Origin of the sequence: Streptomyces sp. NPDC005408 (genome assembly GCF_040606445.1) — a bacterium.
GTDB lineage: Bacteria > Actinomycetota > Actinomycetes > Streptomycetales > Streptomycetaceae > Streptomyces.
Genome location: NZ_JBEXEX010000078.1, coordinates 1 through 24,330, shown reverse-complemented (window position 1 = coordinate 24,330; position 24,330 = coordinate 1). Strand labels below are relative to the sequence as shown.

Below are 24,330 nucleotides of genomic sequence, written 5' to 3'. Positions count from 1 at the left end.
GGAAATGACCGCCCGCTCCGGCCGGTGGGAAGTCACCGCACTCGAAGCCGGAGCCCCGGCCAAGAACTCACCCGAGCCCACCAGCCCCACCACGGGGACGCAGACAGGCCGGCGCGGTGGTGGGGCAGGCGTTATCCGTGGGCCCGGACGAGGAGTGTGCCGTTCTTCCGTGGGCCGGGCGGGGCCGCCAGAACGCGAGCCGACGCCGCCATGAATCCGTGCTCGGCCAGGATCTCCACCCACCGCTCGGGCTCGTAGTCCCAGCGCTTCACGACGAGCGGGTCCTCATCCACGGACCTGTTGATGTATGAGGCCTGGCACCCGTAGCAGCCCTCAATGGGCGGCCGTTGGGAGAAGGCGAGAACGCCGCCTGGGCGCAGCCGCTTGCGGAGGGCGGGCAGCAGCTCGGCCGGGTCGGTGAACCAGAGGGCGCCGAACACGGAGTAGACCGCGTCGAAGTCCTCGGTCGTGTCAGTGAGGAGCTGCACGGCGTCGCCGCGGCGCAGGACCATGCCTTCGATGTCGCCCCAGCGCGCCTCTGCGGCCTTCAGCTGTGCGAGGGACACGTCGATGCCGACCGCGCGGGCTCCGAGGGTGGCGACGTGGGCGAGGTTGCCGCCCTTGCCGCAGCCCAGGTCCAGCACGGACGCGGCGGGGCCGATGCCGAGGACTTCCGCGCCGGGGCCGTGATCGGGGTACTGAGTCCAGTTGAACCATGTTGTGTTGCCTGCTGCATTCGTGGGGCGCCGCTCGGGCTTCTGCTTTGAGTAGGTGTCCCACGCCTTGGTGTCCGTCACTGCTGCTCCGTTCGTGGGGCCAGCCGCCCGGCACTCGAGCCGGGCGGCCAGCGTGAAGCTGCTGCTAATTCTTGCCTCCGTTGGGGCTGTCGGTGCATCCCGCGTAGCACTGATTGCAGTCGCCCATCTTGACGGCCATGGGCCAGAGATCGGCGTCGATCGCGAATCCTGTGTCCGAGATAGCGGTGAGAGTACGCTCACGCGCCGCCGTGGGGCCTCCGTCGGCTTGCTCGCCGTCTGCCGTCGGGACGTGGTGGATGAACCGTCCGGCGACCTGCTCGCAGAACACGGCGTAGTCGACGGTGTGGAGGATCCAGGTGTGCCAGCCGATGTCGACGAGCTGGCTCGGGGACAGCTTCAAGCCTGGGCGTTGGGCGCCTGCGGCCAGGAAAGCGGCGGTCTGCGCGACGATGCGCCGCGCGGTGGGGTGGTCGATCTCGGGGTGGTCGTGGAGGATGCCGGCGCTGAGGCGCTGCATCATCTCGTGGCCGACGAGCTCGGCCGGGTCGGTGCCCACGGGACGGTCTAACGCGGTGGTCATTCTTCCTCCTGTGTGGACGTTGCCCTCGGGTGAGGGCCGGTCCCCGTCCGCACCGGGTCAGGGGTGGACCGGTGCGGACGAGAGTTGCTGGGGTGTAGCTACAGGCGGATGGCAGTCGGCGGGTTCGGCGTGTATGACGACGCGGACGTCGGGGCCGGACATGCGGGGTACCCAGTGGACGACCCCGGTGCTGGTGTTCTGGCCGCAGGCGGAGCACATGCCGGATCCGCGCTTGGGCTCGTCGTCCCACATCGGGGTCATGGCGCGCTGCTCGCTCCACCGCCGCAACGGGGGCAAGCGCAGGGCGGGTAGGCCATGGAGAACGGAAGCGACTTGGCTGCGGGGAGTACGGATGCTTTGACGGGCGTTCGCGCATTCGTCTTGAGATCGACGCGGTACACGCTGATGGCGAGACCGGGGTGATCCTTACCGCTGTCTGTAATCGTCACGCACCCAAGATGGTTGAGGTACGGAGGGTTGCGCGGCGTCAGTACAGGCGTCAAACCGGCGACAGAGGGGGCGTCATTTCGGTGTCATTCACGGCGGAACGCCGCTACCGTTCTCTCATGGCAACACCGAACAGCGCATTGCGAGCAGTCCGCATGGGCCTGCTCATGTCCCAAGACGACTTCGCCCGCGCCGTGCGAGATGCCGGCACCCGTGCGGGCCAGCCCAACGACGCCAACAAGCGGTTGGTTCAGCGCTGGGAATCCGGCGAGACGACCGCGCCCCGCCCTGTGTACGCCCGTGCCCTGGAATACGTCACCGGTCTGCCCATCGAGTCCCTCGGCTTCAGCGGCCTCGTGCCCATGACGCGCGTCGCCGAGGACGGGCACGGCGGCCACGACGTCAAATCCTCAGTTAGCGGCATCACCCCCGCGGCAGCAGCGCCGCAACCCGAAGCGCAAGGCGCCCGGAACTACTCGGGCGTGTGGCTGTCCCGGTACGAGTACTTCTCCAGCGGTCGTGACTCGTCATTCACCGGGCAGCACTACGTGGTGGTACTGCAGCACGGCAACCGCCTGACGGTCCGCAGCTTGCCCGGCTCCAGCGACTCGCCGCTGACGATGGATCTGGAGATCGACGGTCACGTGGCCACCGGTACGTGGACCGAGCAGACCGAGACCGAGGGCTACTACCGGGGCGCCAGGTACCACGGTGCGATTCAGCTGCTCGTTGAGCCGACCGGGCGTCGCATGACGGGCAAGTGGGTTGGCTTCGGTAAGGAGTTCGACGTGAACAGCGGGCCGTGGGAGCTGGTGTTCCAGGACGCGTCGACGAACAAGGCGACACTCGCCGCGTACAACAAGCTGCCTGACGCCTGATCTTGGTTGTTGAGGTTCAGTTGTTGGCCGGGGTGAGCCGGCCTTCGAAGGCGATCTGGAAGGCGTTCAGGGGTGCCTTCCAGCGCATGGTCCACCTCTTGCGGCCCTTGCCGGTCGGGTCGAGGCTCATCAGCGCCATGTAGATGCACTTGAGGGCGGCGGCCTCGTTGGGGAAGTGTCCGCGGGCGCGGACGGCCTTGCGTATCCGCGCGTTGACGCTCTCGATCGCGTTCGTGCTGCAGATGACCTTGCGGATCTCGACGTCGAAGGAGAGGAAGGGTACGAACTCGGCCCAGGCGTCCGACCACAGCTTCACGATCGCCGGATACTTCCGGCCCCATGCCTCCTGGAACTCCAGGAACCGCTCCGTCGCCGCGTCCTCGCTGGGAGCGGTGTAGACGGGCTTGAGTGCCTTGGCGACCTTGTCCCAGTCCTGGCGGGCTGCGTAACGGAAGCTGTTCCGCAGCAGGTGGACGACACATGTTTGAACAATCGTGCGAGGCCAGACGGTCTCCACCGCCTCGGGCAGGCCCTTGAGCCCGTCACACACCAGCATCAGCACGTCGTCCAGGCCACGGTTCTTCAGCTCGGTGAAGACGTGCAGCCAGTACTTCGCGCCCTCGCCGCCGTCCCCGGCCCAGATGCCGAGGATGTCGCGGGTGCCCTCGGCCGTGACCGCCAAGACAACGTAGACCGGCCGGTTCGCGACCTGACCATCCCGGATCTTCACGTTGATGGCATCCACGAACAGGACCGGATAGACACGGTCCAGCGGCCGGTTCTGCCATTCGGCCATGCCCTCCATCACCTGGTCGGTGATCGTGGAGATGGTCTGCCTGGACACCTCGGCCCCATACACCTCGGCCAGATGCGCGGAGATCTCTCCGTGCGTGAGCCCCTTCGCGGACAGCGACAGCACCATCTCGTCCACCCCCGTCAGCCGGCGCTGCCGCTTCTTGACGATCTGCGGCTCGAAGGTCCCGGCCACGTCCCGGGGCACCCTGACCTCGACCGGGCCGACATCGGTCAGCACGGTCTTGGCGCGGGTGCCGTTGCGGCTGTTGCCGTTGTTCTTCCCGGCCGGATCGTGCTTCTCATAGCCGACGTGATCGGTGATCTCGCCTTCCAGGGCGGACTCCATCACCCGCTTGGTCAGCTGCTGCAACAGCCCACCCTCACCAGTCAGTTGCAGGCCCTCACCGCGGGCCCGGTCAACCAGCATCGCGATCAACTGCTCGTCCGACGTGGCCGCACCGACCGACTCGACCACGGGCTCTTGCTCGATCGTCATCTCACTCACTTGGCGTCTCCATGATCAACAGATCCGCCGTTGATTAGACACTCCCAACCCGAGAGATCGCAGGTGGCGAGCGTGCAGCGCGGTGACAGCTGAACGGTGAGTGTCCTGTTTCCGCGAAGTCCGGGCAGTCTCAGCGATTTCCGGGCATCCGCCCGGAGGCCGTACGGCCGTAGTCCCCGGAGATTTCGGGGGACCGGACAGCCGCTGTCCGGTCCTAGTGATGTGTCGGCAGTTCCGCTCTCCTGTGGGCAAGCGGACCGCCGACCGCCTCATCTATTGCCTGACCAGCCTGTGGATCGTCGGGATGTCTGCCCCTGTCAGTGCCTTTCCTCGGTGGGGGTCCAGGGATAAATGGGGCCGTTGCCGGGAGCATGGTAGATCCAGCCGGCCTCGAGCCAGGTGTCGCGGTTGAGGGTGCCTGTGCCGTCGATGACCGTCATCAGGTGGGTGTCGCGGGTGGCGAGCCGATGGGGGTCGATGTGGTTGAACTGCGGCCAGTCGGTCAGGTGCAGCAGCAGGTCGGCGTGCTGGACGGCGGCGATGGGGTCCTCGATGTAGTCGAGTTCGGGGTAGAGCTTGCGGGCGTTGTCGAGGGCCTTGGGGTCGCTGACCGTGACCTGGGCGCCGAGCTCGTGAAGTTTCTGGGCGACGGCGAGGGCGGGCGAGTCGCGGATGTCGTCCGTGTTTGGTCCGGTGGTGGCGCCCCAGATGGTGATCCGCTTGCCCTTGAGGTCGGCGTGGGGAGGGTATTGGGCTTCGTCGTCGACGAGATGTTGTTCGGCGAGTTCGACCCAGAGCTCCATGCGGTTGCGGCGGTTGGCAGGATCAGTCTCCCGCTTGAAGCACCGGCGAATATTGCAGTTCGCGTTCCCTGGGTAGGTAGCCGCTTGCTTCCCGGCCCTGGGTGTTGTCGCTGGGGCCGGTGGCACGGCGGCGACGGCCGCGACGGCGGCTGTGGCGGACACCAGGGCCGCAAGGACCGCCAGCCAGGCGGGCATCCGCCGGGTGAGCCAGCCAGCGGCGATGGCACGGAGCGTGCGGGCCGCTGTGCGGCGGGTCGGTTGCTGCTGCTCGGGAGCGGCGAGGCTGGCCAGCACCTTTTGCGGGGTGGGGCGTTCGGCTGGACTCTTGCTCAGGCAGACGGCGACCAAGCTGCGTAAGGGATCGGACAGGGTGCTGAGGTCCGGCTCTTCATGCATGCTCCGGTAGGCCGCCGCATAGGGGCTGTCCGCCTCGAAGGGGCCGTGCCCGGTGGCGGCGAAGACCAGCACGCATCCCAGGGAGAACACATCCGCCGCAGGCCCCGCATCTGAGGGTGTGGTGATCTGCTCGGGGGCCATGTAGGCGGGGGTACCGACGATCTGGCCGGCGGCGGTAAGGGGGTTGCCGTCGATGGCGCGGGAAACGCCGAAGTCGATGATCAGCGGGCCGCGCTCGCTCAGCAGGACGTTGCCGGGCTTGAGATCGCGATGGACCACCCCGGCTCGGTGGATGTCCCGCAGGGCGCCGGCCAGGGCCTTCGCCAGCGCGCACAGTTCCTGCCCCTCGAGCGGGCCGTGCTCGCGTACCCGGGCGGTGAGCGATTCACCTGGTATGTACGGGCTGGCCATCCACGGGTCCGTCGCGTGGGGGTCGGCATCGATGATCGGCGCGGTGAACGCGCTGTGGACCATCCGGGCGGCGACGACCTCCAGCTCGAAACGGGCCCGGAATTCTGGATCCTCGGCCCACTGACGGCGAATCACCTTCAAGGCGACCGCATCTCCGGCCTCGGAGTACGCCCGGTACACCACACCCATGCCGCCCGACCCCAGGCGGCTCTCCAGACGGTAGCTGCCCACCAGCGTCGGATCGTCCTTTAAAAGCGTCACCCTGGCCCCCTCCAGTACGGCTCTCGTCCGAAGCCGCGGGCCAGCCTAGGACCGGTGAGCTCCCCGATGTCGGCGTGTCGCGCAGATCAAACTCAGCGAAACGTCATGGGCACGCCCGTCCGGACCCTGCCCATGGCCCTGGCGGTCAGCCGCCGATTGCTGGCGACACGGGGTCCGTGAACGATCGCCGTACCCGGGCTTGGGCGAGACGCAGCGGCACATCCCGTCTCGCCCAAGCCCGGGCACCGCAGGTCAGCGCACCCCCCGTGCCCGGACTTGTCTCAGACAGGACAGTGAGAGGCGACCTTGAGCGATTGCCACCGCACCGGTCAGAACGCCTGTAACGGCAAGCACGGGTCACCGGTCCATGAGGAGATGCAGCAGTGTCACCACGGTGACGCCAACCAGCAGGGCAGTGCCGAATGCCGGGTGCTCGAGAGCGACGTACACCACGCCGCAACCAACGATTGAGAGCAGTACCGTTCGCTGATCTGTCTGACCGTTCATCGGTGAGGACCCTCCGGTATCTGCGCAGTCATCGGCTCGGTGGCCCTCTTGAATCCGAGTGCCCTGCATCCGATGGAAACGACGACTGGAATCCGGACAGGATTCTCAACCCGCGCAAGCTCCCAGCCGGGATGGCCGTATACTCCGGCGCGCGGGCCGCGCAGGGTGGATACCTCCGGGGATGTTCGATATGGGCCACTCGGTGGGCATGGGTAGGCGCGCCCTAGCGGAATCGCAGTACTCCAGGGGGCCGGACTTGGCTCGCCGCTCACCCCACCAACTCCGACCAGCTAGCCATCGGTGGCAAACGACCAGACTCCGACGGCACAGGACAACGTCGGCGACGGCGTGCTAGCCGCGACACGACTGCCACGCAGGATCTGGTCGAGCAGATGGCGGCCAGTCCGGCCGAAGCCTGGGACAGCGAACAAGTGTCAGGCCTGCGCGCGGCGATCACGCGCACCGTGAGTGAGCTGGCGATTGTGGCCCTCGATGCCCTGCACCGTGGGCGGTCTCCGCAGGCATGAGCGCCGTGCTCTTCGACAGCAGCAGCAACCAACTGGAAGAGGAACTGGGACCGATGGCCGACGGCGGCGTCGACCGGGCGGTTCTGCTCCAGCACGACGCCCTGCACGAACAGCTCCTGTGCCGCGCACCCTCACGCACCACTCCCGTGCTCGGAGGGCTCGACACCGACCTGCTGGCCCGCGTGCGTCACGCCATCGGCACCGCCATCACCCGCCAGATCCAACATGGCTTCCAGCGGTGGTACGACAGTTATCCAGACGACCTGCGGCCCACCGAGGCGCCATTCATGTCCCACCGGCAGGCATCGGTCGCCCACGACCCCACCCGGATCCCGCCGGTCGCCCAGACCATCGTCGAAATTTCCGCCGGCGACCAGCCATCCGCCGACCTCACCTACAGGGCCAAGGACCACTGGGCACCCTGCTGGCAGATGCGCGTCACCCCCGCATGGGGCGCAGACATCGCCGCCGCCGGCTGGGCTGTCATCGCATGTTATCAAGAGTGCGTCCGCCGACCGGGGGCAGCAAGAAGCCCCCACCGCCGAAACGGTGGGGGCGGCCTCCCGGGTCAGGAGGTTAGGTCGTCGGTCAGAAGGGTCATGCCTAGCGAGGCCGTCCCGACCGTGATGGTCATTACTGCGTGACACTGCGAGTTGGGACCGTCCGCCGCCGGGTCTCCCTCGCAGCCCTCGTCGGTGTACACCTTGTGCGCGTCCCGCATCCTCACGATCTGCGCTGTCGACTCGGGGTACCGCTTGCCCGTCTCGAGAATCGCGGAATCGACGCCTGCGACCACGGCCATGATGTCCTTGATGTACCGGGCGCACTCGCTGCTGCTCGGAGCCTGGCATGCGGCCGTGGCCTCAGCGTTGCCCCCGCTGGCGGCATCGAGCTTCGGAGTCCAAATGGGTGCGAGGTCCGCGGTGTCGGCGGCCGCGGTCACTGTCGGAGACGCCGCGACGGGCGCAGACTTCGTCTTCTCCGGCGCGGCGTCTCCGTTGCTGGAGCAGCCGGCCAGTGCCAGGAGTGCGACGGTCGTGACGGCGATGGTTCTGGTGCGCATGGTCCCCCCAAGGACGTGCGAGTGGTGGCCGCATCATCCCTCCGATCGCGTGCAGCGCATCGCGAGTGACGCAACGGTGACCCGGACGGGTGGCCTCGTCATGTCACGCCGTGGTGTTGTCGGTGATGAGCCCGAGGTTGGCGAGCGCGGCCAGAAGGCTGGCGAGGGCAGTACCGTCGGCGTGGGACCCGCTCACGGTCTGCTTCGTGATGGGTACGGCTCCGTGGAATCCGACGTTGTCGTTCGTGCCGTCGAGGGTGTGCTTGCTGGCGACCGATGGGGCGGCGGTGGGCTGCTTGGCGTCGGCGTACTCGCCATGAGCGCGACCTACAGGAGACTGTGATGCCCTTCCCCGTCGGCGTAGAGACAGTGACGCTCACCGCGGGCACATCCGGCTAGCGGGCGGGCGGTGACTGCGGCGGTACTCAGTCGTTGAACGGGGCGGTCAGCGAAGTGCACACAGGAGTCCCGGGACGTCACAGCCCGGGACTCCGCACCGTCCGGTGCACCGCCGCCTGCGTCGGGGTGCCGCGTGCGCGTTCGCCGCTATGCGCGAGCCTTTCAACGGCCCGGCGGTGCCTATCCTTCGAAGCCGATGCCACCGCCGGGCCGGACAGCTCCGCACCGTCGCACCTATCCCGACCAGAACGACCCAACCGGCTTCTCACGCAAGTGGGTCGGCCCGTACCTGGTCACCCCCCGCAGGATGCGAAAACGCCCCCATCCTGGGCAGAGAGCGGGTCGTCAACGTCCTGCGCCGCGGACCGAGAACCGGGCGCCGGCACCGGCTGTCTCACCGGTCGCCCTTCGGCCAGCAGGTCGCACCGAGCGCCTGGGATGCGCCCCAGACGAAGAAATTACGATGAGCGCAATCCATTGCACTCATCGTAATTCATGGCGCATGCTGTACGGCATGAGCGTATTCAGCGACATCGCCGCGATCTGCCACCCGATGCCCGCGCCCGGGGAGGTGCCCGATGACGTCTACAACGACGTCTGCCACTCCATCCACGCCAAGCATCAGGAGACGATCCAAAACCTCGAGGCCGCCGCGGATGCGGACAGCGAGGAGAACGAACCGCTGCTGTCCGCGATCGGCCTGGCGCGCTACCGCAAGGAGCAGGCCGAGGCCGAGATTCGCCAACTGATCGCCTACGGGCGGGAGTTCACCCGCCCCCGCCCGTACAAGCTCGCCGACCTCGCTGCCGCCTCCGGCATGTCCGTCTCCGGGATCCGCACCGCCTACGGTCACCGCGAAGTCGCAGACGTGGAGCAGGCCCTCGGCCGCACGGCCCGCGAGTGGCGCGCGACCTCCGCAGACGACCCGTCCGACACGGACAGTACCTCGTGACCCAGCGGACCTCCATCACGAAGAGGGTCCGTGCGGGCTCCACGCTCCCGAGCCCATCGGGCAGCGCGGCCGCGCACCGCGCGCACCTCCACGCACTGGCGACCCGGGGCCTCGCGCCGGCCGACGCGATCCGCCTCAAGGCGGCTCTGACCGGGTGGTTCGGCTCGGATAACTGGATCCGCTATCTGGCCGCCGACGGACTTCCGGACTACGGGAAGGGATTGTGGCCCGAGCGGTGGCCGTCCGCCTCGATCGAGGAGCGGATGGCGCTCTTCACGCCGGACGAGCTGATCCCCCAGGCGGCGTGGCAGGACGCGGACACCATCTACGCGGACGCGGCCATGTGCGACATGGTGACAGCCGCCGCCCAGACCTTCCCCGAACAGCGCGTGCGGCGCGACGAGTTCCTCGCACCCATCGGCTTCCTGTTCTTCGCCAGACCCGTACCGGCCGCCGCCTTCGCCTCCCCGATACCCAACCAGCCACGGGTCAGCGCCATCACCTGGGCGTGCGTGGACGACGGCGTCAGCGCCATCACCTGGATCCGCCACCCAGCCGGGGCGTACTACATCAACGGCGTCACGGTGCAACTCACCACACTCTTCCCCCACCTCGCCTACCTCGTGCCCTGGGATAAGCCCGCGCACGCGGGCATACACAGCGTCTCCCTGCTGAGAGCCCTGTCCGCGCTCGCCAAGCAGCCGCTGACCCGCGAGGACTCTCCAAAGATCCACCAATCGGTGCGCGCCATCGCACGGAGCGCGAAGATCCGCCCCGAGAGCTTCCGCCGCATCGCACTGCGCCGCCCCGAGGCCGCCGCTCACGAGCTCTCTGCAGCCCGCGCCGCCGCCGAGGGCCGCACGCCCGCCGGCCACTGGGTCCGCGGCCACTGGCGCAACCAGTACTACCCCAGCGTCGACGAGCACCGGACCATCTGGATCGAAGGCTTCCCCCGCGGGGACTTCGCCCAGCCCAAACCCGTCGGCGAGCGACTCTTGATCGCCCACGGAGACCGCGCGGGCGCAGACCCTGTCCCCGATCCCCTGCCGGCGCTGCGCAGGGCCAGCTAGCCTCCCGGACTCGATCGCGCTTCTTCCCGGGAATTCCGACGCGTCCCCATTGTTTACCGACCGCCGCGTTGACCGTATGGGCATTGAGCTGCGTTGCCGCGTGCCGTACGTGTCTGCAACGGTTGCTCACGCACGCCCTGCATCCTGTTGGCGGAGATGGCGGAGGCCGGGACATGGCTGAACTGCGGATACTCGCCGATCGCATCCGGTAAGACAACGGCTTCGTAGAGGCGTCAGTTGTGTGGCAACGCCGCTGCATAACGCCTTCCACGCTGCCGATCAGCACTACCGGTGAACCATCACGCAAATGAGCTATAGCGAGAGCGAGCACACGTGAGCTGGTCAATAGTGCTTCGCTAACTTGCTGGCCCGTTGTCAGGTCGCACGCCCATACGGCCCGGTTCCCTGCGAGGACTACTGAGCTTCAAAGCGTGGTGTCGGCCGGGGCTGACGGCCCGTGATCCCTGCGGCATGCCGATTGCGTGAGCATCGCACAGTCGCCCGTCACCACAGCCTGACACCCGAAAAACCGCTGGATGCAGGGGTATCTGAGATGAATCGACGTCTGAGCGGACGGGGTGGTCCAGCTGCTGAAAGGCAAGCGTTGTGCAATCCTGTTGTGTAGATGAGGTAGCGGCGTGATCTGGCCATCGCAGTGACCATCACCCCGATGGCTGACCCGCTCGGTACTCCTCCCTGCCAGCGTCATACACACCGCATCCCACCCCGTTTGGGCTCGTGGCGTCGTGCGGTGTGTCAACCCGTCAGGATGAGGTGAGGAAATGACTCTTCCCGGGTGGTATGACGTCGCCGACTTCGGCGCGATCCAGAATTACAATCCACGCACGGGCCAGATATCGGATAATGGAACGGCGAATCTGGCGGCGTTCCAGGCCGCGCTCGTCGCTGCGGCGGCAGGTGCGAGTTCGGCCAACAAGATGGCGACTGTGTACGCGAACGGCCACTATTACTTGTCGGGCACGCTGGCACTGTCGAAATCGGTCACGCTGCAAGGCAACGGTACGGTCAAACAAATTACACCGATCCCCCCTTATTACGACTATCGCTCAACCCCCGGAACTGTTCTTGCGTTCCCCGCAGAAACCACCGGCATTCTGGTGCACTCGACGCTGGACGGAGGAAGCGCCAGTGCCGAGTACTCATGCATCCGCGACATGCAGATCAGAAGGGTTGGAACCCCTACCCCAAGCGCCGAACTCGGCACTGCCGGACACGGCATTCACACGAAGAACGTAATTTTTGTGCAGAATGTCACCTGCTACGGGTTCGCCTTGCATGGATTCTACATCGATTCGACGTCCCGCTCGGGGATATGCGATGGATCAAGATTCGACAACTGCAACGCCTGCGAAAACGGCGCGGACGGATTTCACTTCGAGGGTATCGACTCACAGGTCTGCCTGATTTCATGCTGTACGGCCCTCAATAATCGCCGATGGGGCTACTACAGCTGCTCTTTCGGCAACTGCTTCGTCGCCTGCACCGGCCAGGGCAACGGACAGACCGACAACGGCACGATTCCCGGCACGGGGAAGACCATGTCCGGCAACCCTGGGATGACCGTCACGGACACGACCGGCCTGGCCGTCTACGACTGGATTAAGATCGCTTCGATGCCGGAGGTCTACCAGATCATCGATATTGCCGACCACGCTGTCACACTGAGTGCCCCTGCGTCCGCCACAGTGAACAATGCGCCGATCTATCAGTATTGGAAAGGTACGATCACCGGGGGCGATGTCAAGCTTCTCATGTCGAGCGTATACGGCCTGTCCGTCAACGACTGGGTCACCATCGACACGATCGACGGCATCTACAGGATTTCAGATATCTCAGATCGCAATATTACGCTGGCGCAACCGACTCCACCCGGCACCAACGTGACCATGAGGAAGATCGAAAAGCTTGCGCTAGGCCGTCCGAGCTTGGAGCTGCCGCATGACGTCCACGCAGGCGGAAACTACTGCGTGCTAAACCCCAGCGACACCAGCGTCTTTATCGGCTGCTGGAACGAGGGGGAAGGGGGCGCAGATTACAATCGCCTGGCGCAGGCAGCTACCATCATCGGAGGCGGATGGCACACGAATGCGATCAGCCCCGACAGTCGGGCTTTTCTGCAGTACGCGAACATCGCGCGCATAGCCCCGTACCGGTTCTCCCATTCGAGAGGAACACTCCCGATCGAATCGACGCTGGGGACGCCGGTCGGCCTGAATGACATGGTGGCGTTCCATTGGCGGGCCGGGCAGACGGATAATTGGCAGCGAATGCAATACTACACTGCCAATGTGTCAGCGAGATACTGGTGGTGCATCCGAGGGAATTCCGAGTACAAGCACATGCTTCGCTTTCCCGACAAAAACGCCGATGGTACAGGAAAAGACGGGAGCCCCGACGGTCGCGCGCCCGCCCCCTGGGCACCCAACGGACTTTTCCTGGGAGACAGCGGGTCAACGGAAAAGAACATACGTATTCTTTGCGCAAAGGATGGACCTCCACTGACGCAACGAGGGAGTGCAAACGGCCAGACCTACGAGGCCGGGGACACTATTTTCGCCAGAGAGGCGGCAAGCGGCCGAGAAGGCTGGAAGTGCACCGAAGCGGGCACGAACGGTACGCTCAGTGGCGTATTGGGGGCCGTGAGCGTTGCGGGGACCCTCGTGGTGAATAATGCGGCCGGCTTGTGCGTCGGGCACCGCCTTAAACTTACTGCCGGCGGCATCAATGGCGCGAAGAAGATCACAGGAATCGAAGCCAACAAGGTGACCTACGAGCCGCCCGGGACCGAATCCCACGAGTCCTCGTTCGCTGTCGCCTACTGGCGACCCTCCTTCCAGGAGTTCGGGAAGCTCGGAGATCTCAATCTTCGAAAGAGCTTCAGCATCACGAAGAATAATGCGACCGACCTGAAGCTGACCGAGGAACAAGGTGCTTGTGAGATCGTCAAGGTTGGCGGAAATCCCGGCGGACCATACAGTGTCATCGGGCCGGACATACCGGACAAGGAATTTACGTTCATCAACCGCACGTCGAGTCAGGCAACGTTCAAGAAGACTGGTGGTACCGGTGTCGTCGTCCCTGGTCACATGGGGACAAAGATTTGGCACAACGGCACGGATTACGAACAGACCTGTCCCAACTTTCCGACCACCTACTGACATTGATTGCGTAATGTCGTCATGGTGGCAGTCGGAGGCCGGTGCCGGTGAGGCAGCCGTCGAGGACGTCGTGGCGGTACTGGAGCTGGCGTAGGCCGCGTCGGACGGAAGCGATCAAGTCATCGGGGTCGGCGAAGGCACGATTGGCCACGGTGGTGCGTCGCAGGACGGACCAGATGCCCTCGACCGGGTTGAGGTCGGGTGCGTAGGGCGGCAGTTGGAAGACAGTGAGCCAGTCGCGGTCAGCAATATAGCGGCGCATGCCGGTGGTGAGGTGAGTGTTGAGGTTGTCCCAGATCAGCACAATCGGGCCGCCAAGCTGCTGGTGGGCGGTCTGGATCAGGTCGCGGTAGTCCTTCCAGGAGAAGCTTTTGCGCCCATCGGGCCGGGCGTCCGGGCAGGGCCGGTAGATCAGCCGCGAGGATTCGTCGGCCTTGTAGCAGCCCAGGGCAGCCACCGATAAGCGGCGGCGGGAGCGGCCCCGTACGCGGACCACAGGGGTGTGGCCGCGGCGGGACCAGGTGCGGGTGGTCGGCGGCGTCATCGAGAATCCGGCTTCGTCCTCGAAGACGAGCCAGGCGTCGAGCGCCGCCACGGTCCTTCCGCCTGGGGCCAGGTCTCTTTCATCCAGCCGGCCACCACGTTCTCGTCCCGCTCGATCGCCCGCCGGGTGGGGACCTGGCAGCTCCAGCCGTGCCGCTTGAGCAGGGCGGCCACCCCTTGCACGGTGTAGCTCTTGTGGAAGCGGCGCCCGATCAGCGTCTTGATCCGTGACAGGGTCCAGGTCTGGTCCGGCCAGCCATGTGCCACCGGATCCTTGGCCAGCTCACGCTCCAGCACGGCAAACAGTTCGTCGCTGAGCAGCGGCACCGATGCCGGGCCCTTCGAGGCCAGGGCTCTCGGCCCGTCCTGCGACCAAGCCATACGCCAACGCTGTACCGACCGCACGCTGACCCGCAGGTCGTGAGCGATGACCGTGTTCTCGTCGCCCTGCCGGAACCGCTCGGCCGCCTCCAACCGCAACTGCTCGCGGAAGGCCCGCCGTTCGTCGGTCAGCCCGCCCCCTTGCGCATACCTCATGCAGTCGGCATACCGCAAGGATCACGAGACGTCAGCCCTCACGACACCACGCTTTGAAGGTCGGTAACACTGTGCGGCCGTCCGCCAGCACGGCCGTTGCCAAGGCGGTCACCGTGCGGGCACTGGTATTTATGGACGAACTGCAGGCTGGGACCGGATGCCGGGAGTGCGGCCGACGCCCGGCGGATCAGTGGCTGAACGACGAGGGCCCGCTGTGCGACCCGTGCCTGAACGAGCGGATCGCGGCGGTGACGGGCATGCCGAGGCTCCCACTCGCCCCTCCCCCGGTGGAAGTCGTCGGCGGGGACGGACGTCGGCATGGGCTGCGCTACCGGCTGTGGCGGGCGCCCACCGGAATCTCGGTACGGCTGGTCGAGGACCGCGGGGAGGCGGACGACGGGTTCGAGTTCGCAGTGCTCGGCGATCACGATGCCGACGTGGACCAACTGGCGGCACAGGTCCGGGCTGAGGCCGAAGCCGAGATCAACCGCTGCTACTTGGAGCCGACCCCGCAGGGCGCGGGGTGGCAACTGGTCGGCGACAACGCCGCGGGCCGGCTGGTCGCGGATATGGACGGTGGCCCGGTGAGGGTCGTGGTCGACGGCCGCACGCTGTCGTGGGAAGAGTTGGGGGAGGCACTGTCCCCGTTCGAGGGCTGGCGGTTCCGCCTCACTATCGACGATCCCGTGACCGACGCGCGGTCGGATGCGGCCAAGGCGGCGCTCGGCGAGCAGGACCTGCCAGGCTGAGCGCGTCCACCCGATCAGCCGTCACCTCAGCACGGCATGGCACGAGCCCACCGCCCGGCAGGATGACGGCGAGTACCGCATACTCCCGCAGCCGGGCTATTGGCCGAGTGTGCGCAGGATATGGACGATGTCTCGGCGCAGGAACGGGGCGTCCACGGGCCCCTTGACGAACTCCAGGATGGTGATGTCCTCGTGCGTACAGCCGCCGTCGGCGCGACCGCGCGGGTTCATGCAGTGGGACCGGCTGTGCTCCTGAACGGTCCACCGGTGTTTGTACTGGATCGACGGGCGTTGGGCAGGTACGGCTGCTGAGCGGCCTGCTTCGCTGGACGGTTGTGGGGCGCGGCCGCGGACGGTGACCAGGTGGACCGCTCCGTCGTCCTCGATGCCGCGCCTGCGTCTCAGCGGATGTCGCCAGTCCAGTCCCAGCGCCGGGGATCACCGGCGCGCGGCCCATAGGTCGCCCTTCCCTCGGGCCCGAACGCGCCGATCTCGGTGCTCAGCGCCGCGCCGTCACCCAGTTCTTCCGCGCTCCATCCCGTGACGTCCAGCAGCAGCCCGTCCAGCGGACCTGCGACCAGCTCCCGATAGACATGCCCCGGCCGCGGGCCCGGATCGGGATCTTCATGGTCGGCGCCGTACACCCGGCCGCGCATCAACTCGTCCATGCCCCCCAGCATCCCGACCACCACTGACAATCACGGGCCGCAGCGGAATGCTCCCGCTCCACGGGATGCGATGTGCAGGGGCATAGCGGAATCTGGCACAGTGTGCCGGTGCCCGCGGTACAGCGCTCTGGCCGCGGGCAACCACACATTCCTCTTCTCCCGCTGCCCGGTCGGTCGGGGCGGACCGGTGTCCTGACCGGCTGACGGCTCAAACCGAGCCCAACCCCGCGGAGCCGGTCGCGTGGCGCTGGCGTCCCGCCTACGGCGGGACGGCCGCCCGGGTCGGCGGCCCACCATGCGGGACCTGGATCATCTGCCCCGGCCAGGTGCTGACGGTCACCTGGCGGGGAAGTCATGATGTGTCGACCCCTGACCTCCTCCTTGAACGGACGGCTGCGTGTGAGCACTACCCCAACCGAACTCCCCACCGGGCGTACGCCGGGGCGTACCTGGACGGTGCGGCTGACCGGCCACGCCGATCGGACAGCCACCGTCTCCTGCTCCACGGGGGCCTGCACCATGCCATCGCGGTCGCGGGACGTCGCCGGACTGCGCCGCTTCGCCGCCCTGCACGCCGCCTCCCACGCCAAAGCCGCCCGTGTGCGGGAGAGGGCCTCCTGCCAGTGCTGGGCCCAGAGTTGCGCCGCACACGAGGGCATGCGCGTTCACTGCTCCGGCAGCACCGTGCTCGTTCTGCGGCACGACCCGGCCGTCGCCCGCGTGTGGCACCTCGCCGAAGTGTGCGCCGCCTGCGCGAAACTCATGACCCACACGCGCGTTGTCGGCCTGCCCGCACCTACTGCCCCGCCGGCCACGGCGGCATCGGAGCGGCGGCCAGAGCGCAGTGAGCGGGCCGGGCAGCGCGTTCCGGCACCCGCCGTAGCGGCCGCACCTGCTGCGGTTGCGGTCGGGTTCTCCTCCCCCACCCCCACCGGCGGCGGGGAAGAGGCTCCGCGCCGTGCGCCGGGGCAGGCCAGGCGCGGCCAGCGACGCGGCGCTCCGCGCGGCGGTCAACGCGGCTGACACCTGAAGGGCCCGGCAGCGACGTCTGTGCCGGGCCCTTTCGCTGGTGCGCGAGTTGAACGTGGCGCGTGGTCAGGAGGCTGCCGCGGTGGGCTTCTCGGCAGGATCGGAAGCGGCGGGTGCCGCATCAGCCTTGGCCGTGTAGTAGACGGTCGATCCCTGCTTGACCCGGTCGACGCGGCTGCGGGCCACCAGGCGCTCGGTGGTGGTGCGCACGAGGTTGTCGTTGACGTTCCGGCCGGGGTTCGCGTCGGCGACGGCCTTCGCGATCTCGCGTGCGGTGCGCGGCTCGCTCTGGCCGCTGAGGTGGGCGTGGATCAATTCGGTCAGCGCCGGACCTGTGTCCGCGCCGGTCTTGGCCGTCTTCGCCCCGCCGGTGTTGGCCGCGGTCTTCTTCGCGGCCACTCTCGTCGCCTTTGTGGTCGCCTCCTTCTTCGCGCCGGTCTTCTTCGCCGGTGCTACTGCGTCGGCGGTCCTCTTCGCGGCCGGCTTCGTCGCAGCTGGAGGGGTCTTCCTCGTGGCGCTGCGGGGTGCGGGCACCGCCGCGCCGGTTGTGTCGCCCAGGGCGGCGCTCACGCTCTCCAGCAGGGCGTGATCGGTCTCCAGGGTGGCGAGTTGGGCCTGCAGGGTTTCGATCTCCGCTCGGATGCGGTCCTGATCGGCGGTGTTCTCGGCGAGGTCCGCGGCAACCTTGTCGGCGTACGCGGTTTTGAGGGTGGTGTTCTCCTGCGCGGTCATGTGAGGGCTCCTTGGTGTGCGCGGGGGTGTTGGGTGGGGACTTTAGATCACCTGCCCGTGCGGGTGTGAGCGTTCGGGCAACCCATCACCCCTGCAGACACGTTCTGCGTGTGTGCGCGGTGCCTGCCACCCGGATATGTACGGCTGTGCTCCGGCCGACGCTGCGACGGGTGGTAACTGCCCTGTGTCACCCACCCGATGGAAACGGGGCGTGATGTGCGTCACTCTGCGTTAGGATCGCGCGAGCGGAGGGAGCGCGGCCGGACAGGCGCTCCGTGCCTGCCTTATGGAGCGGCCTACGCTCCCGGCCCATGACGACACAGACTCCCTCGGTCCGGCTGCAGTTGGGGTTCTTCAAGGACTTCGCCACCGTCGCCGGCCTCCTGCGCGAGACAGGCGCCCGCCGCGAAGGACCACGGCTTTTCGTCATCGACCAGGACATGAGCCCGGCCCAGGCCGTCGCTCTGGTACGGCTCCTGGAATACAGCAGACGCGATCCCAACAACCCGGTGAAGGTGTCAACGACACCGACCGTGCTCCCGCGCCACACGCCCAGCCAACAGCAGTTTGGCGACCTGGTCGCCTGGTGGGGAACCGTCGACGACTGGCGCTGACCCGCATCTGCGCGCCCGCGTTCTCCGCCCCACGTTTCGCCAACCTGACACGACCCTCGTGGCGGCTGATGCGAGAGCCCGGCCGAGGCCTTGGCCGGGGACGTGGCTTACGCGCCGGCGGCCTGGACACGACGGGTGCCCGTCCCCGGCGGAGTGGGGACGGGCACCAACTGGCACTGGCTCAGGCTGAAGTGATGTTCTCCGCCTGAGGGCCCTTCTGCCCCTGGGTGATGTCGAACGTCACCTTCTGGCCCTCCTGCAGCTCGCGGAAGCCCCCGCCGCTGATGTTGGAGTAGTGGGCGAAGACGTCCGGGCCCCCGCCGTCCTGCTGGATGAAGCCGAAGCCCTTTTCCGAGTTGAACCACTTCACTGTTCCGCTGGCCATACGTGCCCTCCATGGGGACTCGAGGTCGGATTCCGCACCGCGCGGAAACCGGAGGTGATCGCCTGGTCCTCAGGACGCTGAACAGCAAATCCGCCCGTGTATGTGCTCACGGGCGGACGGTACTTCGGAACCATGACAGCTGGAGGCGACGCTACACGCGCGGCAACCCCGCCGCCACGAGAACACTCACGCCAGCCTGCACGGTGCCGTCTCACGGCCCGGGATGCGGTGCGCACTGACGGCCGGAGCGCCGGATGTGCCGGGCTGCTCCACCATCCCGATCAGGAGTTGCAGCCCCATACCGCGGCAGAGGCGTACCGACGAAATGGGGCTGTGTGGGTGACGAAACGCAGTCCGTCGTCGGCCGGGCGATTGGACGCCGATCCCACCGAAGGCGGCTCCCGTGTGCGGGAACTTCTGCGTACCTGCGCGGGATACACGCCCTGCTGGACTTGCTGGCCCACCATGCCAACGCATTGCGTCGGTGGCCCTATCGCCCATGTGCATCGACGCGTAGTACCGCTGGCGAGCTTCCTTGACGTCCTCCGGGAAGGCGTCCACCAGGCCGAAGTCGGTGATCGAGTTGTCGAGCTTCTCAATCGCCGTGTGCACTCTGGAGGTTCGCCGCGGTCCCAGTCTCGGGCAGTGCGGCCTCGCGCCGATGGTCGGCGGCTCCTTACTCTCCCCGGTCGGCGGAATGGAGCTGGAAGTCGACGACGACGCAACCAACCTGTCCGTCATCGGTGCGGCCGATCCAGACGGGGTAGGCCCCGTCGCCCCGGCCGGCACGGAAGGCGATGAGGTTCGGCTCGGGTTCCGTGCTGGGCAGTTCGACGGTGAAATGGCTGTCGAGGGGTATGAACAGGTCCTCGTCCAGCTGGTCTTCGCTCACCGTCCGAGTCGCATCCATGAAAGCCGCTGTGCCGGTATCCACGCCAACCCCGTAGAACTGGCCCTCGCCGAGCAGCCCCAGGTCCTCGTCGGGCCGGAGGGCCATTTCCCACTCGCGGGGCGGGATGTCCAGGAACGTCACCCTGGCCGCGGCGACACCGGCCCCGCGTGTCGTGCGCAAAAGCGACAGCGTGACCGGGAACTCGCCCGGTGGCACAGCGACGGTCCGCGGTGTCTCTCCGACCCAGCCGGGGTCCGAGACCGTCAGCTGCCCTGACGTGATCCGCAGCAGGCCGACGTCAACGCGTTCGACGACGGCCGGCCCATCCGGAGTGTCGCACGCGCCCGGACTGAACAGTTGCTCGATTCCGGTGGCGCGCAGCGGTCCCGATCCTTCGTCCACCGACACGTCGCTCAGGACTACGGTCGTGGCGGGCTCGTGGCCCTGCTGGGCGAGGAACGGTGCGAACACCTGCCAGTCGCCGAATTCCGGTACGGGGCAGAGGAAGCTTTCGACGGGCGCCGGGAACCGCCGCACGGGGACGCTCGACGGGCCGGATGTTCGAGCGTGCAGTGGCTCCGTCGACGCTCCCCTCGGCCCGGCGAACTCGGACCTCACCTCGACCTGCCCGTCGACCGAGACGGTCGTGGTCTCCTGAACATCCCACTTCCAGGACGAGTGCTCCTGCTCGTTGGAGAACTGCCATCGGGTGTTCCGGTGAGCCAACAACATCCCCGTGCTGTGCGGCTTGAGGTCGATCATCTGCATGCGCCAGGACCTGTCGTCGAACAGGTACACACGCCACATCCGGCGCGGCCAGTATTCGACCAGTGCCAGCGGTCGCTCCCGCGCGGACAGCAGAACCGCGTACTCCATCCCGGCAGCATGTCTGCGTGCCGCGACCGCGCGCGACATCGGGTCCGGGTGGGTCATTCCTTGGTGGGAACCCCACATATCGCCGTACGACACATCAAGACTGTCGAAGATCACAGCCGCGCATCTCCCCCCGTGGCACCAGCCGCCCCCGAGCAGTGCCGCTCGACGGGTGACCCTGCCTGATCGCCCTGCCCTTTTGGAGCTTCGTTGTGCCGCCAGTCTGCCACTGGGGTGTGACACGCAGGATCGTGGGAGCCCAGCAACCTTGGGTTACCGACGAAATGGGCCGCCCCAGGTGACGAAACACAGTCGGTTCGGCGGGCCCCATCGGTGATGCGTGCGTTCGCGTCAGCGCCGACGCTCACGGGCGGGAACGTGGGCACTCCTGCGCGGGAATCCAACCCGGCGGAAGCCACGTTACGGCTGGTCAACGAATTCCGTCGGTTGCCCGGCAGAGCCGAGCTGGTGCGGCCCGACAACGCCCCAGGCCAGCTGTCCTGTGCCATCCAAGCTTGAGCATTGCCACCGGAGAGTGATGACCCGTGGTTCGTGCCATCGAAGTTTGATCAGCCGGGGTGCTGGTGTGTGAGGGGTTGGAGTTGTGGGGCCTGCGCTTGGCCCGGCCTTGAGGGTTTGTTGCCGTCGCGGGCGGGTCTCACGTCTCCGTTCGTCGGGTTGACCCGTGGTGGTCGCCGCGGCGATGGAATACCGCGCGGTACTCCCTCGGCCGCTGGCCCGTGTGTCTGGCAAAGATGCCGCTGAACGTCCCGGGGTCGCGGTACCCGACATCGGCGGCGATGCTTGCGATGGTCCTGCCGGTCGTCTCCAGAAGGTGTCTGGCGCGACGTACCCGGACTGTCTGCAGGTACGCGAGTGGCGTCTCGCCGGCTTCGTCGCCGAAGCGACGGAGCATGGTTCTCGTGCTTACGTGGAACTCCTGGGCGAGGGTGGGCAAGTCATAGCGAGCACTGAGGTTCTGGTCGAGCCATCGCTTGACGCTGAGCGAGAAGTCCCTGCCCACAGTGGGTATGAGCCCCGAGTCGACATAGGGAGCCTGCGTGGAACGTGCATCATCGACAAGCGCGATACGCGCGGTGCTACGGGCGACGCGGGGGCCGTCGTGCTCGCGGATGAACTGCAGCGCGAAGTCGTACATGGCACTGAAGGCCGCTGTGGTCGTCACGCCCCGGTCGGTCACGACCAAGCTCTCCGGGCGGAGGCGCACGTCGGCGTACCGGCGGGCGAAGCGATCCGCGAACAACCAGGACGTGGTCGCTTCGCGCCCGCCGAGCAGCCCGGCTTCAGCGACCAGGAAGGCGCCCACGCAGATCGATACGACAGCGGCCCCCGAGGCCGCCTGCGATCGAATCGACGCTACTTCCGGTTCCAGGTTTGCGAGTGCCGCGTCGAGATCGAGCGTGGGCGAAAGCTCGAAGCCCGGCACGATCAGGACGTCTACGGGGCGAACCGCCGAGACGTCGAGGACCGAGCCGCCGGACGCGATCACACGCCGCCGGGGCGAGACGACCGACACCTCGTAGGCCGGCTGGACCGACCCTTGCGCCGCGGCGACGTGAGTTGCCATGGTCAGGAGGTCGGGGACTCCGAACACCTCCGACGCGAAGCAGCCAGAATAGGCCAGCACGCCAATTCGCAGCGGACTCATGCGGCCCCTCCGGCACCTTTGAACGGGTGGCGATATTACCGGGGTACGTGGCGATGCCGCCGCTTCTCAGGGAGGGCGGCCACTCGTCATCATCTCGGCCATGACAATCACGCGAGGTCAGAGCGACCCCTTGGACGACTTCTCACGGAGAGTCGTCAGTGTCGATGACGTCGACAAGGCCGTGTACGTTGCCGGGTCAGGACCGGCAGTCATCCTTATGCCCGAGATGCCGGGTATCAGCCCCGACGTCGCGCGGTTCGCGCGTTGGGTGCGCGATGCCGGCTTCTGCGTGTACTTGCCCTCTCTGTTCGGCGTCGACGGTGCCTATCCGGTCGCCGAGGCAGGGGAGACCATCGTTCGACGCGCGTGCGTCAGCGCCGAGTTCCGAGCGTTTGCCGGTGGCGGCACCAGCCCCGTCGTCACATGGCTGCGCGGCCTCGCTCGCCTGGCGCACGCCGAGAGTGGCGGGCCCGGCGTCGGCGCCGTCGGTCTGTGTTTTACCGGCAACTTCGCCTTGACCATGGCGCTCGAACCCGCTGTCATCGCACCAGTGGTCAACCATCCGTCGCTTCCGCTGGACGACCCCGGCGGCCTGGAGATCAGCGCCGAAGACGCTGCTGCCGTGGCTGAACGCGTAGCGCGAGACGGATTGAAGGTTCTCGCCTACCGCTTCGACAACGACAGGTGGTGCACTGGCCAGCGGTTCGCGGCTTACCGAGCACTGCTCGGGGACGCATTCGACGGCCGCGTACTCAAAGCCGAGGCGGCGAACACGAACCCTCCGCCTTTCTTCCGTGATGTCGTCGGTTGCGCCCACAGCGTCGTCACGGCACACCTCGTCGACCAGGACGGTCACCCCACCATGCAGGCCCGGAACGAGATCATCGCCTTCCTGGCCGAGCGGCTCGGGACGCGGCCGGAATGAGCCCTTGGCGCTCCGGCACCTGGTGATGCGACGGAGCGCCGCAGCTTCCCGGTGCGATCTGGTCGTCGACCTGGGGTCACTCGTGACCGCCCCTCGGCGCCGCGAGTGGCGCAGGCCGCTCAGACTTCGATGACACACGCTCAACCTTCAGTGGCACAGGACATCAGCGGCCGACGCTGGAGTCATGAGGGCCATCTGGTCCGGCGTGATCCAGTTCGGGATGGTCGCCCTGCCCGTCCGGCTGTACGGGGCCACCGAAGAACACGCCGTGCGCCTCCACGAGATCCACGCCGCCGACGGCAGCCGGGTCGAGCACCGGCGCTTCTGCCAGGCCGAGGGCAGGGAGATCCCGTACGAGGAAGTGGGCCGCGGCTTTGCGATGCCCGACGGCACCGTGGTGCCGCTCACCGAGGAGGACCTGGCGCGCCTGCCACTGCCGACGAAGCACACCTGCGAGGTTCTCGGCTTCGTACCGGGCGCAGACATCGACCCGATCAGCTTCGCCAGGCCCTACTACGCAGGCCCCCAAGGCCCGGGCGCCGAAAGGCCGTACGCCCTGCTCGTGGAAGCCCTCGCCCGCACAGGAAGAGTCGGCGTGGCCAAACTCGCCATCAGGAGCCGGGAACGCCTGGCACTCCTGCGCCCACGCCACGGCGTGCTGGTCGTCCAGACCCTCCTCTGGGAAGACGAGCTGCGTGAACCCGGTGACCTGGCCCCGGCGGCACCGGTCACCGACCGGGAACTGGCACTCGCCGAAGTACTGATCAGGGAACTGACGGGTGTCGAGAAGCGTGAACTGCACGACGAATACGCTCACGCCCTGGAGCAGCTGATCGCCGCAAAGGCCAGCGGCGGCGAGCTGGCCGAGACATCAGCGCAGACGGTGCCAGGAGTGGACCTGATGGCCGCCCTGGAGGCGAGCGTACGAGCGGCACGCGCCGACCACTCACCCGAGTAGGCCCGTCGGGCGCGTCGGCACAAGCGAATGACGGGAACCAAGTCACCGCATCATCTCTTTTCTTCCGGCGACTGATCATCCGTCGGCGGTAGTTCTAGCCTTGTGAGCCTTTCGGCTAGGGCCTGTCCGACGGATCATGCCGGGCGGTCCGCCGGCGCTGAATCGCTGTAGCGCCCCGCTGGAGAAGGCACTGGGTGGAGCAGGTGGGGTCCGTCGATAAATACT

At 67.1% G+C, this 24,330-nt stretch carries 23 protein-coding genes; 10 read left to right on the top strand and 13 right to left on the bottom strand.

Annotated elements, in window-relative coordinates; translation table 11 throughout:
• Positions 1–131 precede the first annotated feature (131 nt).
• Both ABZS64_RS36705 and ABZS64_RS36700 read right to left on the bottom strand, forming a co-directional pair.
• Positions 132–797, bottom strand: coding sequence for a class I SAM-dependent methyltransferase (locus ABZS64_RS36705; protein WP_355839137.1), 666 nt, complete (start codon positions 795–797; stop codon positions 132–134).
• Positions 798–861: 64 nt separating this feature from the next.
• Complete coding sequence (locus ABZS64_RS36700) at positions 862–1,338, bottom strand: hypothetical protein (protein WP_355839135.1); 477 nt, start codon at positions 1,336–1,338, stop codon at positions 862–864.
• A gap of 566 nt (positions 1,339–1,904) precedes the next feature.
• On the opposite strand from ABZS64_RS36700, the gene ABZS64_RS36695 reads away from it, so the two are divergent.
• Positions 1,905–2,663, top strand: coding sequence for an XRE family transcriptional regulator (locus tag ABZS64_RS36695; protein ID WP_355839133.1), 759 nt, complete (start codon positions 1,905–1,907; stop codon positions 2,661–2,663).
• 16 nt (positions 2,664–2,679) lie between these two features.
• Here the strand turns inward: ABZS64_RS36695 and ABZS64_RS36690 are convergent, their stop codons facing one another.
• Positions 2,680–3,885 (bottom strand): IS256 family transposase, encoded by a 1,206-nt coding sequence (locus tag ABZS64_RS36690; protein WP_355839141.1) that lies wholly within the window; start codon positions 3,883–3,885, stop codon positions 2,680–2,682.
• A gap of 395 nt (positions 3,886–4,280) precedes the next feature.
• Complete coding sequence (locus tag ABZS64_RS36685; protein ID WP_355839131.1) at positions 4,281–5,834, bottom strand: UDP binding domain-containing protein; 1,554 nt, start codon at positions 5,832–5,834, stop codon at positions 4,281–4,283.
• Between the two features lie 1,030 nt (positions 5,835–6,864).
• Here ABZS64_RS36685 and ABZS64_RS36680 point away from each other — a divergent pair.
• The gene (locus ABZS64_RS36680) at positions 6,865–7,512 is read left to right on the top strand and encodes a hypothetical protein (protein WP_355839129.1); all 648 of its coding nucleotides are present in this window, start codon (positions 6,865–6,867) and stop codon (positions 7,510–7,512) included.
• On the opposite strand, the gene ABZS64_RS36675 is transcribed toward ABZS64_RS36680, so the two are convergent.
• Entirely contained in the window at positions 7,437–7,931 is a 495-nt protein-coding gene (locus tag ABZS64_RS36675; protein ID WP_355839127.1) for a hypothetical protein, read from the bottom strand. The two genes, ABZS64_RS36680 and ABZS64_RS36675, sit on opposite strands and share 76 nt — an antisense overlap.
• Before the next feature lie 913 nt (positions 7,932–8,844).
• Between ABZS64_RS36675 and ABZS64_RS36670 the strand changes: the two genes are divergently transcribed.
• The 3 genes from ABZS64_RS36670 to ABZS64_RS36660 all read left to right on the top strand — a co-directional run bounded on the left by ABZS64_RS36670 (position 8,845) and on the right by ABZS64_RS36660 (position 13,531).
• Complete coding sequence (locus ABZS64_RS36670; protein WP_355839125.1) at positions 8,845–9,282, top strand: hypothetical protein; 438 nt, start codon at positions 8,845–8,847, stop codon at positions 9,280–9,282.
• A complete protein-coding gene (locus ABZS64_RS36665; protein ID WP_355839123.1) occupies positions 9,279–10,352 on the top strand; it encodes a hypothetical protein in 1,074 nt (357 codons plus the stop codon). The genes ABZS64_RS36670 and ABZS64_RS36665 overlap by 4 nt, the downstream gene beginning before the upstream one ends.
• A 782-nt stretch (positions 10,353–11,134) precedes the next feature.
• The gene (locus tag ABZS64_RS36660; RefSeq protein WP_355839121.1) at positions 11,135–13,531 is read left to right on the top strand and encodes a hypothetical protein; all 2,397 of its coding nucleotides are present in this window, start codon (positions 11,135–11,137) and stop codon (positions 13,529–13,531) included.
• A gap of 19 nt (positions 13,532–13,550) precedes the next feature.
• Here the strand turns inward: ABZS64_RS36660 and ABZS64_RS36655 are convergent, their stop codons facing one another.
• A complete protein-coding gene (locus tag ABZS64_RS36655; RefSeq protein WP_355839139.1) occupies positions 13,551–14,075 on the bottom strand; it encodes a transposase in 525 nt (174 codons plus the stop codon).
• The gene (locus ABZS64_RS36650) at positions 14,072–14,611 is read right to left on the bottom strand and encodes a winged helix-turn-helix domain-containing protein (RefSeq protein WP_355839119.1); all 540 of its coding nucleotides are present in this window, start codon (positions 14,609–14,611) and stop codon (positions 14,072–14,074) included. The genes ABZS64_RS36655 and ABZS64_RS36650 overlap by 4 nt, the downstream gene beginning before the upstream one ends.
• A 71-nt stretch (positions 14,612–14,682) precedes the next feature.
• Between ABZS64_RS36650 and ABZS64_RS36645 the strand changes: the two genes are divergently transcribed.
• Positions 14,683–15,360, top strand: coding sequence for a hypothetical protein (locus ABZS64_RS36645; protein WP_355839117.1), 678 nt, complete (start codon positions 14,683–14,685; stop codon positions 15,358–15,360).
• A 96-nt stretch (positions 15,361–15,456) separates the two neighbouring features.
• Here the strand turns inward: ABZS64_RS36645 and ABZS64_RS36640 are convergent, their stop codons facing one another.
• Together ABZS64_RS36640 and ABZS64_RS36635 are read right to left on the bottom strand one after the other, a co-directional pair.
• The gene (locus ABZS64_RS36640) at positions 15,457–15,591 is read right to left on the bottom strand and encodes a hypothetical protein (protein ID WP_355839115.1); all 135 of its coding nucleotides are present in this window, start codon (positions 15,589–15,591) and stop codon (positions 15,457–15,459) included.
• A gap of 170 nt (positions 15,592–15,761) precedes the next feature.
• Positions 15,762–16,028, bottom strand: coding sequence for a hypothetical protein (locus tag ABZS64_RS36635; protein WP_355839113.1), 267 nt, complete (start codon positions 16,026–16,028; stop codon positions 15,762–15,764).
• A gap of 399 nt (positions 16,029–16,427) precedes the next feature.
• Between ABZS64_RS36635 and ABZS64_RS36630 the strand changes: the two genes are divergently transcribed.
• Positions 16,428–17,051, top strand: a complete 624-nt coding sequence (locus ABZS64_RS36630) for a hypothetical protein (RefSeq protein WP_355839111.1) — start codon at positions 16,428–16,430, stop codon at positions 17,049–17,051.
• 72 nt (positions 17,052–17,123) lie between these two features.
• Here ABZS64_RS36630 and ABZS64_RS36625 read toward each other — a convergent pair whose 3' ends face one another.
• The gene (locus tag ABZS64_RS36625; RefSeq protein ID WP_355839109.1) at positions 17,124–17,789 is read right to left on the bottom strand and encodes a hypothetical protein; all 666 of its coding nucleotides are present in this window, start codon (positions 17,787–17,789) and stop codon (positions 17,124–17,126) included.
• A gap of 311 nt (positions 17,790–18,100) precedes the next feature.
• Here ABZS64_RS36625 and ABZS64_RS36620 point away from each other — a divergent pair, with 311 nt between their 5' ends.
• Entirely contained in the window at positions 18,101–18,403 is a 303-nt protein-coding gene (locus ABZS64_RS36620) for a hypothetical protein (RefSeq protein ID WP_355839107.1), read from the top strand.
• Between the two features lie 181 nt (positions 18,404–18,584).
• On the opposite strand, the gene ABZS64_RS36615 is transcribed toward ABZS64_RS36620, so the two are convergent.
• The 3 genes from ABZS64_RS36615 to ABZS64_RS36605 all read right to left on the bottom strand — a co-directional run bounded on the left by ABZS64_RS36615 (position 18,585) and on the right by ABZS64_RS36605 (position 22,222).
• Complete coding sequence (locus ABZS64_RS36615) at positions 18,585–18,788, bottom strand: cold-shock protein (protein WP_355839105.1); 204 nt, start codon at positions 18,786–18,788, stop codon at positions 18,585–18,587.
• Positions 18,789–19,464: 676 nt separating this feature from the next.
• Complete coding sequence (locus ABZS64_RS36610; protein WP_355839103.1) at positions 19,465–20,556, bottom strand: DUF4241 domain-containing protein; 1,092 nt, start codon at positions 20,554–20,556, stop codon at positions 19,465–19,467.
• Between the two features lie 655 nt (positions 20,557–21,211).
• Positions 21,212–22,222, bottom strand: coding sequence for a helix-turn-helix domain-containing protein (locus ABZS64_RS36605; protein ID WP_355839101.1), 1,011 nt, complete (start codon positions 22,220–22,222; stop codon positions 21,212–21,214).
• A 100-nt stretch (positions 22,223–22,322) separates the two neighbouring features.
• Here ABZS64_RS36605 and ABZS64_RS36600 point away from each other — a divergent pair, with 100 nt between their 5' ends.
• Complete coding sequence (locus ABZS64_RS36600) at positions 22,323–23,147, top strand: dienelactone hydrolase family protein (RefSeq protein WP_355839099.1); 825 nt, start codon at positions 22,323–22,325, stop codon at positions 23,145–23,147.
• Between the two features lie 184 nt (positions 23,148–23,331).
• Positions 23,332–24,105: a Ku protein gene (locus tag ABZS64_RS36595; RefSeq protein ID WP_355839097.1), complete on the top strand. Its 774-nt coding sequence runs from the start codon at positions 23,332–23,334 to the stop codon at positions 24,103–24,105.
• The last annotated feature ends 225 nt before the right edge of the window (positions 24,106–24,330 follow it).

What these genes read in the sequence shown, in the direction of transcription:
- ABZS64_RS36700 (WP_355839135.1), bottom strand. Translation starts at nt 1,338, where the DNA reads ATGACCACCGCGTTAGACCGTCCCGTGGGCACCGACCCGGCCGAGCTC.
- ABZS64_RS36695 (WP_355839133.1), top strand. Translation starts at nt 1,905, where the DNA reads ATGGCAACACCGAACAGCGCATTGCGAGCAGTCCGCATGGGCCTGCTC.
- ABZS64_RS36690 (WP_355839141.1), bottom strand. Translation starts at nt 3,885, where the DNA reads ATGCTGGTTGACCGGGCCCGCGGTGAGGGCCTGCAACTGACTGGTGAG.
- ABZS64_RS36680 (WP_355839129.1), top strand. Translation starts at nt 6,865, where the DNA reads ATGAGCGCCGTGCTCTTCGACAGCAGCAGCAACCAACTGGAAGAGGAA.
- ABZS64_RS36675 (WP_355839127.1), bottom strand. Translation starts at nt 7,931, where the DNA reads ATGCGCACCAGAACCATCGCCGTCACGACCGTCGCACTCCTGGCACTG.
- ABZS64_RS36670 (WP_355839125.1), top strand. Translation starts at nt 8,845, where the DNA reads ATGAGCGTATTCAGCGACATCGCCGCGATCTGCCACCCGATGCCCGCG.
- ABZS64_RS36660 (WP_355839121.1), top strand. Translation starts at nt 11,135, where the DNA reads ATGACTCTTCCCGGGTGGTATGACGTCGCCGACTTCGGCGCGATCCAG.
- ABZS64_RS36655 (WP_355839139.1), bottom strand. Translation starts at nt 14,075, where the DNA reads ATGACGCCGCCGACCACCCGCACCTGGTCCCGCCGCGGCCACACCCCT.
- ABZS64_RS36650 (WP_355839119.1), bottom strand. Translation starts at nt 14,611, where the DNA reads ATGAGGTATGCGCAAGGGGGCGGGCTGACCGACGAACGGCGGGCCTTC.
- ABZS64_RS36640 (WP_355839115.1), bottom strand. Translation starts at nt 15,591, where the DNA reads ATGAACCCGCGCGGTCGCGCCGACGGCGGCTGTACGCACGAGGACATC.
- ABZS64_RS36635 (WP_355839113.1), bottom strand. Translation starts at nt 16,028, where the DNA reads ATGGACGAGTTGATGCGCGGCCGGGTGTACGGCGCCGACCATGAAGAT.
- ABZS64_RS36625 (WP_355839109.1), bottom strand. Translation starts at nt 17,789, where the DNA reads ATGACCGCGCAGGAGAACACCACCCTCAAAACCGCGTACGCCGACAAG.
- ABZS64_RS36620 (WP_355839107.1), top strand. Translation starts at nt 18,101, where the DNA reads ATGACGACACAGACTCCCTCGGTCCGGCTGCAGTTGGGGTTCTTCAAG.
- ABZS64_RS36615 (WP_355839105.1), bottom strand. Translation starts at nt 18,788, where the DNA reads ATGGCCAGCGGAACAGTGAAGTGGTTCAACTCGGAAAAGGGCTTCGGC.
- ABZS64_RS36610 (WP_355839103.1), bottom strand. Translation starts at nt 20,556, where the DNA reads ATGGAGTACGCGGTTCTGCTGTCCGCGCGGGAGCGACCGCTGGCACTG.
- ABZS64_RS36605 (WP_355839101.1), bottom strand. Translation starts at nt 22,222, where the DNA reads ATGAGTCCGCTGCGAATTGGCGTGCTGGCCTATTCTGGCTGCTTCGCG.
- ABZS64_RS36600 (WP_355839099.1), top strand. Translation starts at nt 22,323, where the DNA reads ATGACAATCACGCGAGGTCAGAGCGACCCCTTGGACGACTTCTCACGG.
- ABZS64_RS36595 (WP_355839097.1), top strand. Translation starts at nt 23,332, where the DNA reads ATGAGGGCCATCTGGTCCGGCGTGATCCAGTTCGGGATGGTCGCCCTG.